Raw genomic sequence first — 16,873 nt, 5'->3', positions numbered from 1 at the left:
ATCAATTCGTAAAAATTTAAAAGGTCATATAAGCTAAATACTTAAGCACAATAATTTAGCTTAAGTTTTCAACAGTAGATAAATTCGTAAATAAAAATACACTTTAAGCAAATTGACATTAAACGCGTATTTTTTCATTTTATACTAGCCAATGCGTTATTATTTTTATTCTATTACTCATTGTTAAGCATAACAAAAACAAGGTTACATAATGATAAAAGCGTTAACACCTGAGGATGAACTATCACGGCTAAAAGACTTATATGAGTATGACGTTTTAGACACTGAAGCTGAAAAATCCTTTGACGATTTAACCCAGCTTGCATCTGATATTTGCGAAACGCCAATCTCACTAATAAGTCTTGTTGATCCTGACAGGCAATGGTTTAAGTCAAAGCATGGTATTGATGTAGCCGAAACCGCACGAGATATTTCGTTTTGTTCTCACGCAATTCTAGAAAACCAAGTATTCGAAGTTCAAAATGCACTTACTGACACCCGCTTTCACGATAATCCCTTAGTTACAAACGACCCAAATATTCGCTTTTATGCAGGTGCACCTCTGATCACACCAAGAGGAAACGCTATAGGTACGTTATGTGTTATTAGCGATAAACCAAAAAAGCTTTCAAGCAAACAAATAAATGCACTCACGGTTTTGAGCAAAGAGGTCATTGCGCAATTAGAGCTTCGGCTTAATAATAAAAAGCTGTTTATGGCGTTAGAAAAACAAAAAGAACACAATAAAGAGCTAGAAAAGTTAAAAGAAGCCGCGGATATCGCCAATAACACAAAGAGTAAATTTTTGGCAAATATGACTCATGAACTGAGAACCCCATTACATGGAATTTTAAATTTAGCTGAGTTTGCTATCTCAGAGACCACCACAGAGGAAAAAAACAGCACCTTAAAAAGCATATTAAAGTCAGCACATTACTTATCAAATATTGTTAACGATATTTTAGACTTTTCTAAAATTGAGGCTGGCAAATTAGAAATTGAACATATCAACTTCAGTCTTAATGAGGTTATTAGCGATGTAATAAAACCCCTGTTACAGCAGGCATCTGCTAAAGGCATAAAGCTGATTACATCGATAGACCCAAAAATAGCAGACAATTTAAAAGGCGATCCTCTTCGAATTTCGCAAATTTTAAATAACCTGTGCTCAAATGCGATTAAATTTACCAACTTTGGCCAAGTAGAACTGAAGATAAGTGTTAAAAATAGTACATTGCAAACACAAGTACTCACTTTTGAAGTTATTGATACAGGCCTTGGTGTTAATGAGACTGTTCAAGAGCATTTATTTAAAGAATTTCATCAGGCCGACTCATCAACCTCAAGGAAATATGGAGGCACAGGTTTAGGCTTATCAATTTGCGCTCGTTTAAGTGAGTTAATGCAGGGGCACCTTAGCTTTACCAGCAAAATAGATAAGGGCTCCACGTTTACCTATGAGCAAAGCTTTGAGATTGCTTTATTGCCACCAACCTCGAAGCAGTGCACTGATATAACAAACCTTCAAGGTAGTACTGTTTTAATTGCCGAAGATAATAAAATAAATCAGCTTATTATTGTTAAAATGCTCAAAGCACATAATGCTAATTTAATTATCGCAGAGGACGGTAAAGAATGCGTTAAGTACTTCAAGGAGCACTCGGTAGACTTAATTTTCATGGATATACAAATGCCTGAAATGGATGGCATAAAAGCTACGCAAGCTATTAGAGCGCTTCCTACAGGTAAAACCGTTCCGATTATAGCTATGACAGCAAATACCCTAAAACAAGACATTGAGCATTATTTAGATATTGGTATAGATGGCTACTTAACTAAACCGTTTGATAAAGCTAAGATCAATAGCTTACTCAATGTTTATAATCCTAAAAACCTCAACCTAAAAAACTTAGCAGTAAAAATTAGCGATCCTAATGTTTCTAGCGACCGGAAGCTAAAGCAAATATGCAAAGAGTTAAAAGCGCTTATTCCCAATGCTAATCGAGTGAGCCTTTGGTTATTTAATAAGGAATACAGTACATTAAATTGCTTAATTTGCCTTGATGAAAATAATGACGTGTCAAGTGGAACTGTTCTATACACAGAAAACTCCCCTGCTTATTTCAACTATATTTTAGCTAACCAAGTACTCGACGCTTCTGATGCCAGAAATAACGAAGTAACCAAGCCGTTCTCTCACTCTTACTTTGAGCCACTCGATATTTATTCTTTACTTGATTACATTTATACACTTAATAGCAAACCGTTAGGTGTCATTTGTTGTGAAAGTGTGGGCTCAAAGGTAACTTGGAGTCAAGCTGATAAAAAGTCGTTAATCAAAGTCGCAGACGTTACTAACTTGTTTTTATCTAAACAAATAAAGCATGAATAAAACAGCCCTATTTAGTGGCTAAAATTACCACTAAATAGGGATAAAACTATTATCAGCCCTTCGTATTAAGCCTGCTCTAACTCACGCTGGGTTTGTTGTTTATCTGCTTTAACCGGCTTTATTTTAAAGAAAAAAGTATACACAACCGGAACAAAGCCTAATGTTAAAATTGTTCCCATTGCAAGACCAAACGCAATAGTGCTTGCTTGGCCATAAAACAAAACATCTTTAGATAAAATGAGCGGCATTAAGCCTATTATTGTTGTACAAGTAGACATTAATATAGGTCGTAAACGTCTTAAAGAAGCGCTGATCACCGCCTCATAATTTTGCTGATTATACTGCTCAGCGGTTTGTTGTTCACTGTGCTCAATTTGTTTACGTTCAATATTAATACGGTCAATTAATATAACCGCATTATTAATGATAATTCCGGCAAGCGCATATAGACCTAAAATAACCATAAACCCAAAGTTTGCCTGCATAATCAACAAACCAAAAGCAGCACCAATGATGATCAATGGCACAGTCAAAAATACAATACTAGTTGCACGGTAAGAGCGAAATTGCGCAATAATAATAAACACCATAATGGCAATACACAGCGGTAAGTTAGCTAAAATTGACGCTTGCGATTCCGCAGAGTCTCCAATTACACCGTCATATTCTATTTCATAACCAGGGGGTAATTTTTCTCTTATTTTATCAAGCTTTCCTTCAATTAATGGCACCATACTTTGCGCCGACATAATCTGGTTTTTAGCTTGTACTGTTACAGTACGAAATAAATTTTCACGCGCAATACGCGCAAATTGCGTTTCATATCGAATGTCGGCCACTTGCATTAAAGGTACATTAACGCCTCGAGCCGAAGAATAAACATTTACGCTGTTAATACGGTCCAGATCGTAACGTTCACTGTTTTGTGCCCTTAACACAATGGGGAATATGTCATCACCTTCACGAAACTCAGAGATTGTGCGTCCCGAAAAGTAGGTTTCTAATGCTTGGGCAACATCGCTTGAACTAACCCCAGCACGACGAGCATTTTGCTGGTTAACCTCAACTTTAAGTGTAGTAATGCGGTTTTCCCAATCACTTTTAATATCGAATGCGCCGTCTGTATTGCGCAATAAGGTTTTAATTTCCTCGCCAATAGAATAAATATAATTACTATCTGGGCCTTTAATTTGAATCTCTATCAGTGAAGAATCTGATGGCCCTAAAAACATTTTAGTAGCGCGCCCCATAACTTCAGGAAAGTCTTGAGCAAACATGTCGCGCACGCTATTTATTGTTGGCTCAGCTAGTTTTCGCTCTCCAACATCAATCATAAAGAATGCTTTTGAAGGCTCAGGATCAATCGGTGTGAGTGACAAAACAAACCGTGGCCCGCCAAATCCACCATAAGCAGCATATTTTTTAATATGCGGAAAACGCGCTTTATCATCCAATTTTTTTAAAATGGCTTGTATCGTTGCATCAGTTTTACGCATTGACGTGCCGGCTGGCATATCTAAATACACTAAAATTTGCGCGCGGTCGGAGTCTGGAAAAAACTTAGCAGGCACTAAACTCATAGCCCAACCACCAACAAAAAACAGCCCTAATATAACAACAACAAAAATTATGCGAGCGCGCATAATTCGTCTTAATACTTTTTCATAAAGCGGACTAAGGCTATCGAAAAATCCATTAATTTTACGGCGAATAATATTTTGCTTTTGCCTCGTTTCCTTTTTCACAAAGCGATGACACAAGTAAGTAGTAAAGGTTAGGCTCAACGCCCATGAAATAAGCAATGCAATTAACACCACCAGCGAAATAGAGCGTGTATATTCACCCGCACTACTTTGCGCCAACATCAATGGCAAAAACACAAGAATAGTAGTCAACGATGAGGTTAAAGAGGGTATCGCAAGCGTACCCGAGGTATTACGAATAGCTTCGTCACGCGTTTCGCCCTCTTCTATACGCTTTTTAAAATCTTCAGCCATTATTATGCCATCATCAACCAGTAGCCCAAGCGCTATAATTAACGTGGCAAGCGACATACGCTCCAGCGGAATACCCATGAAGTTCATAATTGAAAGCGTGATTAGAATAGCTGCAGGTACAATCGAACCCACAATCAAGCCAGTGCGTAGACCTAAAAACATAATAACCACAATAGAGACAACAACAATGGTTTGTAACACACTAAAGCTCACACCAAATACAGCATCGGCAACCACATCAGCTTGTCGGGTAATATTTTTTAATTGATAGCCCGCAGGTATAGTTTGATTAATTTGAGCTATCATCGCTTCCATTTTAGGAGTGAACTTCAGCACATCCGCTTGTTCATCCTTAGAGATTGCAAAAATAATGGCTTGACGGCCATTGTAGTAACTTGTTCTTGATGGGGGGTCGATCACTTCACGGCTTATTTTGGCAATATCACGTAATAAGATGGTTTGTGATTGATTGGGAACAGTGATCAGCGTATTGCGTATATCAGCTAGGCTTTGATAATTCCCAGAAGGCTGGATAATAAAGTTTTCACCATCGGCATCAATAATGCCACTGGGACGTATAATATTTTGATTTTTTAAAGCCGCAATCAATTGTGTGGGTGCAATCCCTAATTGAGCGAGCTTAGCGTTTTTAGTTTCAATAAAAATACGCTCTTGTTGAATACCCAAAATATCAATTTTTTTTGTGCCTTCGACTTGATGCATCATATCAGCAATATGTTGCGCCACATCTTGGCGATCCCCCATGCTATAAGCGGGATCTGCAATAAGTGCCACCGTTAAAACGGCAACATCACCAAAATCATCATTAATTACATAAGGTAAAGTACCACTGGGTAGCTCGCCTCGAACCGCGTTAATTTGGTCGCGCAGGATATCCCACTGCTGATCAAACTCACTTTGCTCAACACTTTGCTTGAGCTCTGCGTGAATAATAGAGCGGCCTGGAATAGATACTGAGCGAATTTCGGCAATACTGGGCATTTCACGTATCGCTTCTTCGAGTGTTTTAGTGATCAACAGCTCTACTTTTTTTGCGCTCATGCCAGGGTAAGCGGTTGTTACAACCGCCTCACGAATTTTTATTTTAGGATCTTCTTGTTTGGGTAGTTGATAATAACTAAATGCGCCAAATAGCATAAGGCCAAAGACGATGGCCAGCATCAAGCGATTATGATCAAGAGCAAGCTCTGAAATAGTAGGGATTTTCATCGTTTAAATCTCCGTCACGGGTTATGGATTAAAGCGCTTGATTTCACCCTCGATAAGCGTCACTTTTTGCCCATCGTGTAAAAAAGCCATTCCCGCATTAACAATTCGCTCCCCTTCTTTTAAATCGCCTTTAATTTGCGCTTTCTGCGCAAAAAACGTTACTACGTCCACGGTTATTTTTTGTAAAACATAACCTGCTTGTTGTGATTCAGCTTGCGCTGTAGGTACCAGCTTAAAAACAAAATGCTGATTATTTTCTTGCGCCATAATGGCACTTACAGGTACTACAAAAGCATCTGTGGCTTCCTGCTGTTGTTTAAATTGTACTTCAGCACTCATACCCGTTCTAATGTCTGCAACATCATTTTCAGATATCTTTAAAATAACAGGAAACGCATTCGCGCCTTGAGCAGCTGTGCCAATTTCTTTAATTTTGGCATTCAACGTTTTATCTAACGCTGAAATAGTCACTTTAGCAGGCTTATCAATAGCTAATGAGGAGAGAATCGCTTCAGGGGCAAGGGTAGAGACTTCAAAATTTTCTTTACCTTGAATTATAAATGCAGACGTATTTGGGCTTACCTGTTGTGAAGGTTCAATATTACGTTTTGAAATATTCCCTGCATAGGGCGCAATTAGCGTGGTATCTTGTAACTCTTCTTTTGCCATCGCTAGTCGAACTTTAGCAATCTCGACTTTATCTTTGGCACTCTCATATTGCGACTTTGCTACATCGTATTGCGCGCGTGACACAGCGCCATCATCAACCAGTGATGCTTTGCGCTCAAAATCTTGCTTAACATTTAGCAGCATAGCCTTCGCATTAGAGACCTGCCCTTCGCCCTCTTGCACCGCCAATAAATACTTTGTTTGTTCCAGCCTAGCTAACGGCTCACCTTTTTCAAAAGCCTCACCAATTTCAAAAAAAACGTCTTCGACCTTTCCGCTAACCTCAAACATTAAAGTGGCTGTGTTAGCAGGTTGGATAACACCTGATAAAATACGACTATCAAACGATTTAGTTTTATTTAACTCTATGACAGAAACAGGTTTTAATTTTTGCTCAGAAACTTGCTCTTCAGAGCACCCTGACAACATAAAAATAATAACGAAACAAACAGCTATATAATTCATAATTTCCTTTGATAAATAGTGTATTCAAACTGGTTGTACTACCAAACTAACCACAATCAATATTCACAGTGAGCCATCTAATTTAAAGTATGGCTAACATTGTTATCACCCTGAAAGCTTGGGTATAATGCAATATTCCGGCTGTATTTTTAGCCTCTAAATTGGATCTCCACATGAAAAAACTATCTGCTGTGCAAGTAAAACAACAAGCTCTCGTTCTCAATGTTGCTGACAAAATAGAAGAGCAAGGCCGTGCTGAAATCCCAGGTATGCTGCAATGCTGGTTTGATGTGGAATATCATTTATTTCCAGGTTCTTTACTAATGTGTTTTCAATTTGAAAACCAACAAGCACTTACAGCCGCAGAGCCAGAGCTACTAAAGTGGCAAAAACGCTTAAGCGGTGCCATGCTCAAAAAAGGCGTAATTTTAAAAGATATGCGCAAACATTTAGTATTTACCCTAAAAGGACCAGACGACTAAACCACTTATTTTGTAAGCGCACTCTACTTTGGTGCGCTTTCCAAATTAAACTCATTAACGTGCTTAATCAGCTCAGGGAAAAACGCTAAAAAGAGCTCATCTAGCTCACTATAATGGCGGATTATATCTTCAGCGGTACCTGCAAAATTATTAGTAAAGCGAATACGTTTAGCAATATTATCAAGCGCCCGCCCCACCCCATCAATGCTTTCGTACTCCTTAAACCAATCGTTTTTCGTCATACTGGTTACTACACGCTGCATTTTCTGTGGCATTACAGGTATACGCCTGTCCAAAAGATCATAACTGGTGTGCTTAAAATCAATTAGTGATTGGTTATTAAACTGCTGCCAATGCGCAATAAGAAAATGATCAAACACCACATCAACTGCCACTCCTGCAAAGCGCCTGCGCTTGGCTGAAAAAAGCTGCTTAGCTTCTTTTACTAGAGGATGTATATCAGTAAATTTATCCACTAAATAATGGTTATCTAGCGCACTTTTTACAGTTGTAGGTAGATGCGTTACCTGTCGTTGGCCACCAAAATCTCCCAGCAAATTGCCAAAATGAGAATCAGCCGTAGGCTGTGCTAAATAAAGGTGGGCTAAGTAATTCATTGGTTGCCAATATAGATTAATATACCAAACTCAGATAGTTTTAAATTCAAACACGTAAAAAGATGGAACGCAGTTCCACCTTTATACATTTTAGATACTGATAGCGCATTCTAAAATATTACGCTTTTGAAACCTTGCTTGCACCAGCATTATCAAGAATTTCTTCAACACTATTTTTGTTATCGCTGTTATATTTAACACCGACGAGTATTGAACCCTTCTCAATTGCGTCTTCATAATACTTAATTTCATGTTCTGGAATAAATGCGCCAATTGCTGCGCCTAAAGTCCCACCAACGGCAGCACCTGCGCCACCAGCTGCAAGTGCTGAAACCAAAGGACCTGCAACTAATAAACCGGCACCACCCGAAGCGACTGCTCCAACAGCGGTAAAACCACCAATAATTGCCGCTAACACGCCACCAGATGCAGCGCCCAACAAACCGCCCTCTGTAGCTTTGGTCCCTTCATCTACAGCAAAGTCTTCCTTTGTATACGAGTCGTTAGCGACAATGCTTATATCCGCCTCACTTACACCTAAAGCTTCTAATCTATAAATTGCTAATGTTGCTTGTGATGCATTATCGAATAACCCAGTAATAACAGTACTCATAATAACTCCTTTATTTGTTTAAGAAAGTACGCTTAGTAATTAGCAACATTCAAACCAAAGTTTTAATCCTTTAAAATCAGCTAGATAAATAAAAAAGCAGAGTGAAACTCTAGGCTTTAAAGTAAAAGTTGCTAGAAGTTGTAAAAAGTTCACACACATAGGTATCATTCAAGCGATTGAAATATGAGTAGAATTACAAAGAGACTAACGTTATTAGCATTGTTCTTCTAAAAACATCAACAACCCACGTTCATAGCGACTCAGGTACTTAGTCTTACGGGGTAGTTTGTCTAAGTTATTAAAGTCCTTTAGAGCTTCCTTGCCTCCTTTACACAGCTCAATCAACTTTGGATGAATATATGAATTACGAGCTATTGCTGGGGTATTCCCTAAATTACTTGAAACGCTATCTAACATATCTTTAAGCGAAAGCTGGCCGTTTGATTTATGTAAGACTTCAAATGCCAAAACACTGGCCCGCCATGTTCTAAAATGTTTTGCACTAAACTGCTCGCCCATAACACTTTGAATAAACTCATTCACCTCTTTGGAGGTAATATCACAATACTCGCCTTCATCGATATATTGGAATAAGCTCTGCCCAGGCAAATCTTGCAACTGCTGTATGATAGAGCTAAGCACTTTATCTGTTATGTTCACTTCTCTTTGCTTACCGGATTTTGCTTTATACTTTAAGCGAATATTTTTACCCGTTAGTTTTGCATGCCGGCTACGCAATGTTGTAGCACCAAAACTATTATTATGTTTGGCATTTTTTTTAGAGCCAACGCGCAGGGCTCCAAGATCCATTAAACGTACAACGGCTGCAATTGTGCGCTGGTAATCAAGCTCATTACCTCGCAAATATTCCGATAGTTTTGCTCTTAACAAAGGCAGTTTATTTCCAAATAAAGCACATGCTTCAAACTTTTTAAGCTCTTGCTGCTCCCTAAACTCGGGATGATAAAAGTATTGCTTGCGGCCTTTGCTGTCGTAGCCAGTAGCTAAAATATGCCCATTTTCCTCTGGACATAACCATACATCTTTGTATGCGGGGGGAAAAGCGAGGCTGTCTAACCGCTCTACTTCATCTTTATCATGTATTTTCTTTCCTGCAGGATCATAATAAACCCATTGGTTTTCATGCCTCTTTCGAGTAATGCCCGGCAAGTTATCATCGACATAAATTAGTTTCATTTTATTCCTTTAAATTTTTGTAATCCTCAAATAAAACGGTGCCATCAATAACAAGAGCTAGTTCTCACTAGCCCTTGTTATACGATTTATCGACTCCAATACCTAAGGTTACGAATTTTTGAGACAAACTCACTTGCGGAAATTTTATTTAAATCCAACCAGCCATCATCAAGTTGTCCATTTAAACCAGTAGCCTCGATTAAAGGAGCTGCTTTATCACTAAAGCCGATATACTTCATATGTGCATAAGCATCACTGACAAAATCTTTCGCCTCCGGTATTTCAGCAAGCTTTTTGGCGCCTTCATTAGTGGTAAGCAGAGCTATTGCGTCGTAAAGCACCGAAGGTCCGCCGTTAATCACCTGATAGGCCTCAACAATCTCGCCCTTACTATTTTTAGCACCACCAACTTGAGCCGCAATAACTTCATGGCTTGCACCTTCCTCTTTAAGGCTTTGTATTAATAAATTAAAGGTTTCAGCATCAAAACCATCACTTACTAATATACCAAGCTTCCTGCCTTTAAATGTATTTGGCGCATTTTTTAAAATGCTTAGCGCATCAGATACTGGTAAATCTTGACGGGTATCAAGCGCCGCTTCTGCCGCATCTGGCATAGTTTGTAAACCTAAACCCAATGCAACTTTCTCAGCAAGCTTGTTATCAATGTTTAACAGATGAGAAACCACGCGCTCTCTAATACGTAAATGCTCTACTTTAGATAACTCAAAAATTAAAGCGTCTTGAATATGCGTTTGCTCAACGTCGGTTTGACTTAAATAAAATTGTCGTGCTTGGCTATAGTGATCACTAAATGTTTCTGAGCGATAGCGTAATTTACCACCGTCAGTTTCAGATTCTGAGCTTTTGAATCCGTGTACAGGGCACTCTCGCGGGTTGTTTTCACCCCCGCTGAATGAATTCGGTTCGTAATTAACCCGGCCTTTAGGGTTCTGCATTGCCATGTGGCCATCTTGAAGAAAATGTCTCATCGGGCATTTTGCTGCATTAATAGGAATTTGTGTGAAATTAGGCCCACCTAGGCGTTTGGTTTGTGTATCTAGGTAAGAAAAATTACGGCCTTGCAATAAAGGATCAGGAGTAAAATCAAGTCCTGGTACTATATTCTGTGTGCAAAATGCAACCTGTTCGGTTTCTGCGAAGAAGTTGTCTACGACTCGATTGAGCACCATTTTACCAATAATTTTAACTGGTACTTGCTCTTCGGGTATCAGTTTAGTGGCATCAAAAACATCGAACTCGAACTCTTCAGCAAATTTTTGATCAAATACTTGAATGCCCAGCTCCCATTCCGGATAGTCACCATTATTAATTGATTCCCACATATCACGACGATGAAAATCAGGATCAGCGCCATTTAATTTCAATGCCTCATTCCAAACCACTGACTGCATACCGCCTTTAGGTTTCCAGTGGAACTTAACAAATTTTTCTTCACCTTGTGCATTAATAAACTTAAAAGTATGAACGCCAAACCCTTCCATAAACCTTAATGAGCGCGGGATAGCTCTATCTGACATTGCCCACATAACCATGTGCATGGATTCTGGCGACAAACTTACAAAATCCCAAAAATTATCGTGGGCTGTTTGCGCTTGTGGAAAACCACGATCTGGTTCTGCTTTTGCGCTATGTATAAGGTCGGGAAACTTCATCGCGTCTTGAATGAAAAAAACTGGGATATTATTGCCTACCAGATCCCAATTACCTTCCTGCGTATAAAACTTAACGGCAAAACCTCGCACATCACGTGCTAAATCAGGCGAGCCCTGATTACCCGCCACTGTTGAAAAACGTGCAAAAACAGGGGTTTTTTCACCTTTACGTTGAAAAATATCAGCAGAGGTCAAATCATCTAAAGCATCATACGTTTCAAAGTAACCATGTGCTCCATACCCTCTTGCGTGAACAACTCGCTCAGGAATTCGCTCGTGATCAAAGTGAAACAACTTTTCTCGTAACACATGATCTTCCAATAGTCCTGGTCCGCGTTGACCAGCTTTTAATGAATTTTGATTATCACTAATAGGGCAACCTTGTGCGGTTGTCATTACGGGGTGGTCTTCATTAGCTTTTTGATGAAGCTCTCCTGCATGTCCTTTATTATTTGCGTACTTAAATGACTCTGCCATAACTTTTCTTCCTTAAATGATTTTTTGATTTCTATATTTTTAAAGGGTTAAAAAACAACAACCAAGCAAAAAAAAGACCATATCTAAATAGCTTTAAAATCAATAACTAAGAAAGAAATGAAAATATTTTACCAATACAAACTATAAAAATTACACAACTAATGTAAGCTTTCCTCAGAGCATCATTTTATTCAATTACTAAGCAATCAGCTTATTCTTATTTTCATTATTACTGTATTTTTACAATGATAGATTTAGTGAGGACTTTGTCTTTATTGAGGGCGCAGAAAGGTTTGAACGTAAATGTTACTCGGCTTTATTCTTATTTAAAATAGCGTTCTGCTTTTGTACATGTCAGTTTAGGTAATAAAAATTTACTCGCTTTATCTGGGCATAGTTTCTTTAAACGGCTTACTGCATAACGCCCACACCTTGATAAAGTATATAACTCTTATTTCTCAGTAACACCTAGCGCAGATTGATAACTCAACTGATAAAGCACCTTAAGCAATAACATCTGTCTCTGCGGATGAGTGATAGATTTGACCGATTAAATTACTATATAAACAATATAAAAGATTTTTAAAAAATGATAAAAACATCTTTATTCCTTTAAAAACGCATCTAATAGTGATTATTTAGTCAATTACCTAACTCAGTTATGCGCTGCATTGATATTAAAATATTGATGCTAATATACTTCAAAACTATCCAATCAATTACAATTGTATTTTAATAATTCAGTAAAGAGTCAGGCCAATTTTGTTATCACTGTTGTTGCATTTTTTCGGTGCTGCATGAGTCATAAAACGCCTTGCTTAGCCTTTAATACAAAATGCTATTTTCTATTGTAACCAGGGCTACTCACGCATTATGACAACAAGCTTTTTAAGTCAATCACAACAGGTCGCACTGCAACAAGCACTGTTCAACAGTAAACTGTTAAACAGCGACGTAGTAACGAGTGATAACCCACCATCACAAGAACAACAAGCCTATGGCTGTATCGCTGTAATGCTCTATCGCTTTAATTTACAAAAAATCAAATGGCCCTCTTTTTTAAAAGCAGCTATAAACACTGCAAGTAATGAGTGCTCCTGGTTAACCCGTGAACTTGCCAGGTGCCAGCAAAGCTACAAAGCCCAGCCTAATGACGCTGTAATAATTGAACAATCTGCATTCTTTAGTGGTATTTTTAGCGAAGAGCTCGCTTATATTGACACTTTACTTGGAACAGGTGCACAGCCTGAATAAAGTGATGGGGCAAGCATCGTTAAGCCTGCCCCAAGGATAAATTAAAAGCTATATTTTAAGCTCAGCTTATAATTAACTGGCTCACCGGGTTGAGTCCAAATTGCAGAGTAAGAATTTGAGTAATATTCTTTATCAAGCACGTTATTAATGTTCAGTTGTACCATCACATCTTCATTAACGTTGTAAGTTGCGAACAAATTCACCAGCGTATACGAAGGTAAGTAATACGTAGGGTCTATGGTTTCACCTAAGCGCTCCCCCTCATACTGAACAGCTATACCAACGCGTGCATTTAAATCGATTAAATCATTTAATTCTCTTTTAATACGCGCATTTGCACTGTGTTTAGGAATATTAAGTAAAGGGCTACCTTTTGGTAATTTTACCCACCAATCTGTATTAACCGTGTCGTTTGCTGTTTTTGCATCGGTGTAGGTATAGGCAAAATCAAATGAGGTGCGCTCTGTAATATAACCGTGTAAATCAAACTCAACGCCTTCGCTAGTTACCTCGCCTAACGCCGTCGACACGCCTGCTTGCAAATCTGTGGTCAACATATTGCTTTTTTCGGCGCTAAATACTGTAAAGCTACCATTTAGGGTATCGGTGCTAAATTTAACACCCGCCTCAATAGAGGTTGTCGATTCTGGCTCAAATGCATCACCATTTATATCGTAACCACTGTTTGGCCTAAAACCTTCCGAGTAACTGCTGTAATACTGTATGTCGTCTGAGTAAGCATACACCAAGCCTACTCGTGGGCTAAATGTACTCTGATTGCTTTTAGACTGACTTTGATTAATGTGATTATCTATTTGCTGATCAAACCAATCATAACGACCGCCTACTTGTACTTTCCACTGCTCAGTGATGTCGATTTGATCTTGAATATAAACCCCGTAACTGTGCTGTACTTCAGTGCTGTTAAATAAAAGTGAGCCTTCGGGTGCCGTTTGCCCATACACGGGGTTATACATATTGATTGCATAGCGCGTATCTTCAAGCGTAGGGCGGTATCTGTACCAGAGTTTATCAAAATCAAACTTGCTGGCATCTGCGCCAATTAATAAGTGATGGGTAAACCCAGCAGCAGTAACGCTACCACTTAGCTCAGTGCGCGCTGAGATGTTTTTAGTTTGAAAATCACGCTCGTTATGTTGCCGACTTAAGGTTTCGCCATCAGTAAAATAAAGCTGCCTGCTAGGGGCGAGTTCAGCATCACTCGATTCGCTTATAAATTTAGAATCGCTATAGCTAAGCCCATTTAAAAGTGACCATTGCCCTATTTGATGCTCAAAGGTCAGTTGATGAGAAATCGCATCAACCTCTGTTGGTTTGTCGCTTGGCTCACCTAAAAACGTTTCAATAGGTAATGCGTCTATCTTCCCATCTAGAGCAACAATACCACGGTCAAACGTCACACTCTGATCAACATACTCTAGTTCATAATTTAATTTTGTTGTGTCGGATATTAACCAAAGAATTGAAGGTGTGATCACCGTTTTTTTATTTTCGTGGTAGTCTCTAAAACCCTCACCGTCTTCAATTGCACCGTTTATTCTAAAAGCAACTTGATCATTAATTGCATTAGTGTAGTCGCCTTCAGCGCGATAACTTTGCCAGCTACCGGCTGTTACTTTCAAAGAACCCTGCTCTTCAAACTGTGGCTTTTTAGTGATGATATTAATAGTACCGCCAGGCTCAGAACGGCCATAAAGAGCTGAGCCAGGCCCTTTCATCACTTCTACATAATCAATATTGCTAGTATCGCGGGTACCACTAAAACTTCGACCCGATGAAAAACCATTAATTAAAAAGCCTGAAGGAATATTCTCATCGCCTACTAACCCACGTATTGCAAAGCTTTCCCACAATCCACCAAAATCATTTTGTTCAGAAATACTCGGCGTTAAATCAAATATATCGGTGAGTGTAGTCACTCCTGCGTCATCGAGGTTTTCTGCTGATATAAACTCAATACTTTGTGGTTGCTCGCTTAAAGGCACATCGCCACGAAAAGCTTGTCTAACCCCCGAAACCGCTATTTTCTCAATGTTATCTGATGCTGAAGCTGCGTATACAGAAGGCGCTAAAATGGTACTTATAGCAATTGTTAGGGCTGATATTTGGTATCGATTTATTAAGTTCATTCTATCTCTTAGATATCATACAAGCTTAATCGGTTAAGTTTTCACTAAAAAAATTTTTAACTAGAGCCGATTAAACAAGCACGAAATACAAATGGTAATAATTGTTATTTGCAATAATATACAAGCAGAATAAAAAGAGCTACCCTACAGCAACAAATTTTACAAAGTTATTAGGGGTTGTTTTTATTTTTGAGTTAAACGTATTCAACATCGAAAAATAAATACCTCCTAAAATTTAGAGAAAAAAATGAAAATATTACCTTTCGCCTGCATGGCATTAGTCACTTCAATATCAAGCGCATACAGCGAACAAGCACAGGCTCATGCAATATGGTTTGCAGAGCGTGAATCGCCCCGAGTTCATCGGAGACCAGTTTGTTTAAGTCAGGCCACTTTACCTGACTCGTTTAAATTATCATAGTAGTCTGTTTCATATTGAGCTGGTGAAATATACCCAATTGAAGATAATAAGCGTTGATTATTAAACCAATTGACCCACTCTAACGTTGCGTATTCAACAGCATCAACATTCTTCCACGGGCCATTTCTGCGAATAATCTCTGTTTTAAATAATCCATTTATTGTTTCAGCCAATGCATTGTCATAAGAGTCACCCACACTGCCTACAGACGCTTGAATTCCAGCTTCAGCAAGTCGCTCAGTGTATCGTATAGACAAATATTGGCTGCCTCTGTCGCTGTGGTGAATTAACCCTTCGGGGTTGCCACGATGCCAAATAGCTTGCTCTAACGCATCAAGAATAAGCTCTGTGTGCATTGTCGTTGATACACGCCAACCTACAATGTATCGTGAAAAAACATCTATCACGAAAGCGACATAAACAAACCCACTCCATGTGGCAACATAGGTGATGTCAGCTACCCAAAGTTGATTTGGCTGCTCAGCAGTAAATTGACGATTAACTAAATCAAGTGGCTTATCTTGTTGCTCGTCAGGTATCGTTGTCTTATGTGCTTTACCCCGACGAACACCTTGAATTCCCATAACTCGCATCAATCGTTCGACTGTACAGCGGGCGACTTGATGGTCGTCAAGCTGTAGCTGCTTCCATATTTTTCTTGCACCATAAACTGACATATTATCCTCCCACACTTCGCGAATGAGTATTATCAGCTCAGCATCACGCTTTTTGCGGTTAGACAGTCGCTCAGGCTCTCTTTGTATCTGTTTATGAGAATAATACGTTGATGGTGCAATCGGCAATTCCTTGCAAATTGACTCGACACCGTAATGCTCTCTGCAAGCATCAATAAAATCCACTATTACTTCTGTTTGCGGTCGAGCTCCGCTTGGGCGAAAAAAGCGGCAGCTTGCCTCAGGATATCATTCGTTCGCTTGAGCTCTTTATTCTCGCGCTCTAAGACGGCAAGGCGTTCTTCAGTTGATTGCGTATTAGAAGAGGGTTTAGACGGTTGAGCTTGAGATTTCTTGACCCATGCTCTAAGTGTTTCTGGGGTACATCCCAGTTTATCTGAAATCGATACTAGCGCAGCCCAAAGAGAAGGGTATTCATGCTGTTGTGTGGTAACAAGCCTAATTGCACGTTCACGAAATTCTGATGTATAGCGATTTGATTTTTTCATAGTTCCAGTTTCTCAAGTTATTGAGTCTCTGGCAAACACGGGGCGATTCA

At 39.0% G+C, this 16,873-nt stretch carries 11 protein-coding genes and 1 other annotated feature; of the genes, 3 read left to right on the top strand and 8 right to left on the bottom strand.

Annotated features, from left to right (window positions below):
• The first annotated feature begins 211 nt into the window (after positions 1-211).
• Positions 212-2,392, top strand: coding sequence for a GAF domain-containing hybrid sensor histidine kinase/response regulator (locus ND6B_RS17625; protein ID WP_033102590.1), 2,181 nt, complete (start codon positions 212-214; stop codon positions 2,390-2,392).
• A 65-nt stretch (positions 2,393-2,457) separates the two neighbouring features.
• On the opposite strand, the gene ND6B_RS17630 is transcribed toward ND6B_RS17625, so the two are convergent.
• Positions 2,458-5,619 carry an efflux RND transporter permease subunit gene (locus ND6B_RS17630; protein ID WP_033102589.1) on the bottom strand — a complete coding sequence of 1,054 codons (3,162 nt, stop codon included), beginning with the start codon at positions 5,617-5,619 and terminating at the stop codon, positions 2,458-2,460.
• Positions 5,620-5,640: 21 nt separating this feature from the next.
• Entirely contained in the window at positions 5,641-6,753 is a 1,113-nt protein-coding gene (locus ND6B_RS17635; protein ID WP_033102588.1) for an efflux RND transporter periplasmic adaptor subunit, read from the bottom strand.
• A gap of 173 nt (positions 6,754-6,926) precedes the next feature.
• Between ND6B_RS17635 and ND6B_RS17640 the strand changes: the two genes are divergently transcribed.
• Entirely contained in the window at positions 6,927-7,235 is a 309-nt protein-coding gene (locus ND6B_RS17640) for a hypothetical protein (protein WP_010390782.1), read from the top strand.
• A 23-nt stretch (positions 7,236-7,258) separates the two neighbouring features.
• Here ND6B_RS17640 and ND6B_RS17645 read toward each other — a convergent pair whose 3' ends face one another.
• The 4 genes from ND6B_RS17645 to ND6B_RS17660 form a co-directional block, all read right to left on the bottom strand.
• Positions 7,259-7,852, bottom strand: a complete 594-nt coding sequence (locus ND6B_RS17645; RefSeq protein ID WP_033102587.1) for an acyl carrier protein phosphodiesterase — start codon at positions 7,850-7,852, stop codon at positions 7,259-7,261.
• A gap of 118 nt (positions 7,853-7,970) precedes the next feature.
• Positions 7,971-8,465: a general stress protein gene (locus tag ND6B_RS17650; RefSeq protein ID WP_033102586.1), complete on the bottom strand. Its 495-nt coding sequence runs from the start codon at positions 8,463-8,465 to the stop codon at positions 7,971-7,973.
• Between the two features lie 213 nt (positions 8,466-8,678).
• On the bottom strand, positions 8,679-9,662 hold the full coding sequence (locus ND6B_RS17655) for a DNA topoisomerase IB (RefSeq protein WP_033102585.1): 984 nt from the start codon (positions 9,660-9,662) through the stop codon (positions 8,679-8,681).
• 86 nt (positions 9,663-9,748) lie between these two features.
• Complete coding sequence (locus ND6B_RS17660) at positions 9,749-11,815, bottom strand: catalase (protein WP_033102584.1); 2,067 nt, start codon at positions 11,813-11,815, stop codon at positions 9,749-9,751.
• 873 nt (positions 11,816-12,688) lie between these two features.
• Here ND6B_RS17660 and ND6B_RS17665 point away from each other — a divergent pair.
• The gene (locus tag ND6B_RS17665) at positions 12,689-13,069 is read left to right on the top strand and encodes a hypothetical protein (protein ID WP_033102583.1); all 381 of its coding nucleotides are present in this window, start codon (positions 12,689-12,691) and stop codon (positions 13,067-13,069) included.
• A gap of 41 nt (positions 13,070-13,110) precedes the next feature.
• Here ND6B_RS17665 and ND6B_RS17670 read toward each other — a convergent pair whose 3' ends face one another.
• Both ND6B_RS17670 and ND6B_RS17675 read right to left on the bottom strand, forming a co-directional pair.
• Positions 13,111-15,219, bottom strand: a complete 2,109-nt coding sequence (locus ND6B_RS17670; RefSeq protein ID WP_033102582.1) for a TonB-dependent siderophore receptor — start codon at positions 15,217-15,219, stop codon at positions 13,111-13,113.
• 384 nt (positions 15,220-15,603) lie between these two features.
• A protein-coding gene (locus tag ND6B_RS17675) for an IS3 family transposase (protein ID WP_089368775.1) occupies positions 15,604-16,823 on the bottom strand; the annotation gives its coding sequence in 2 pieces (ribosomal slippage) (positions 15,604-16,544 and positions 16,544-16,823; 1,221 coding nt in all).
• Positions 16,429-16,545: a sequence feature (AL1L pseudoknot), on the bottom strand. It overlaps the preceding gene by 117 nt.
• Positions 16,824-16,873: the final 50 nt, after the last annotated feature.

The organism is Pseudoalteromonas sp. ND6B, from assembly GCF_000764215.1.
Taxonomy (GTDB): domain Bacteria; phylum Pseudomonadota; class Gammaproteobacteria; order Enterobacterales; family Alteromonadaceae; genus Pseudoalteromonas; species Pseudoalteromonas tetraodonis.
This window is presented reverse-complemented; position numbering and strand designations above follow the sequence as displayed.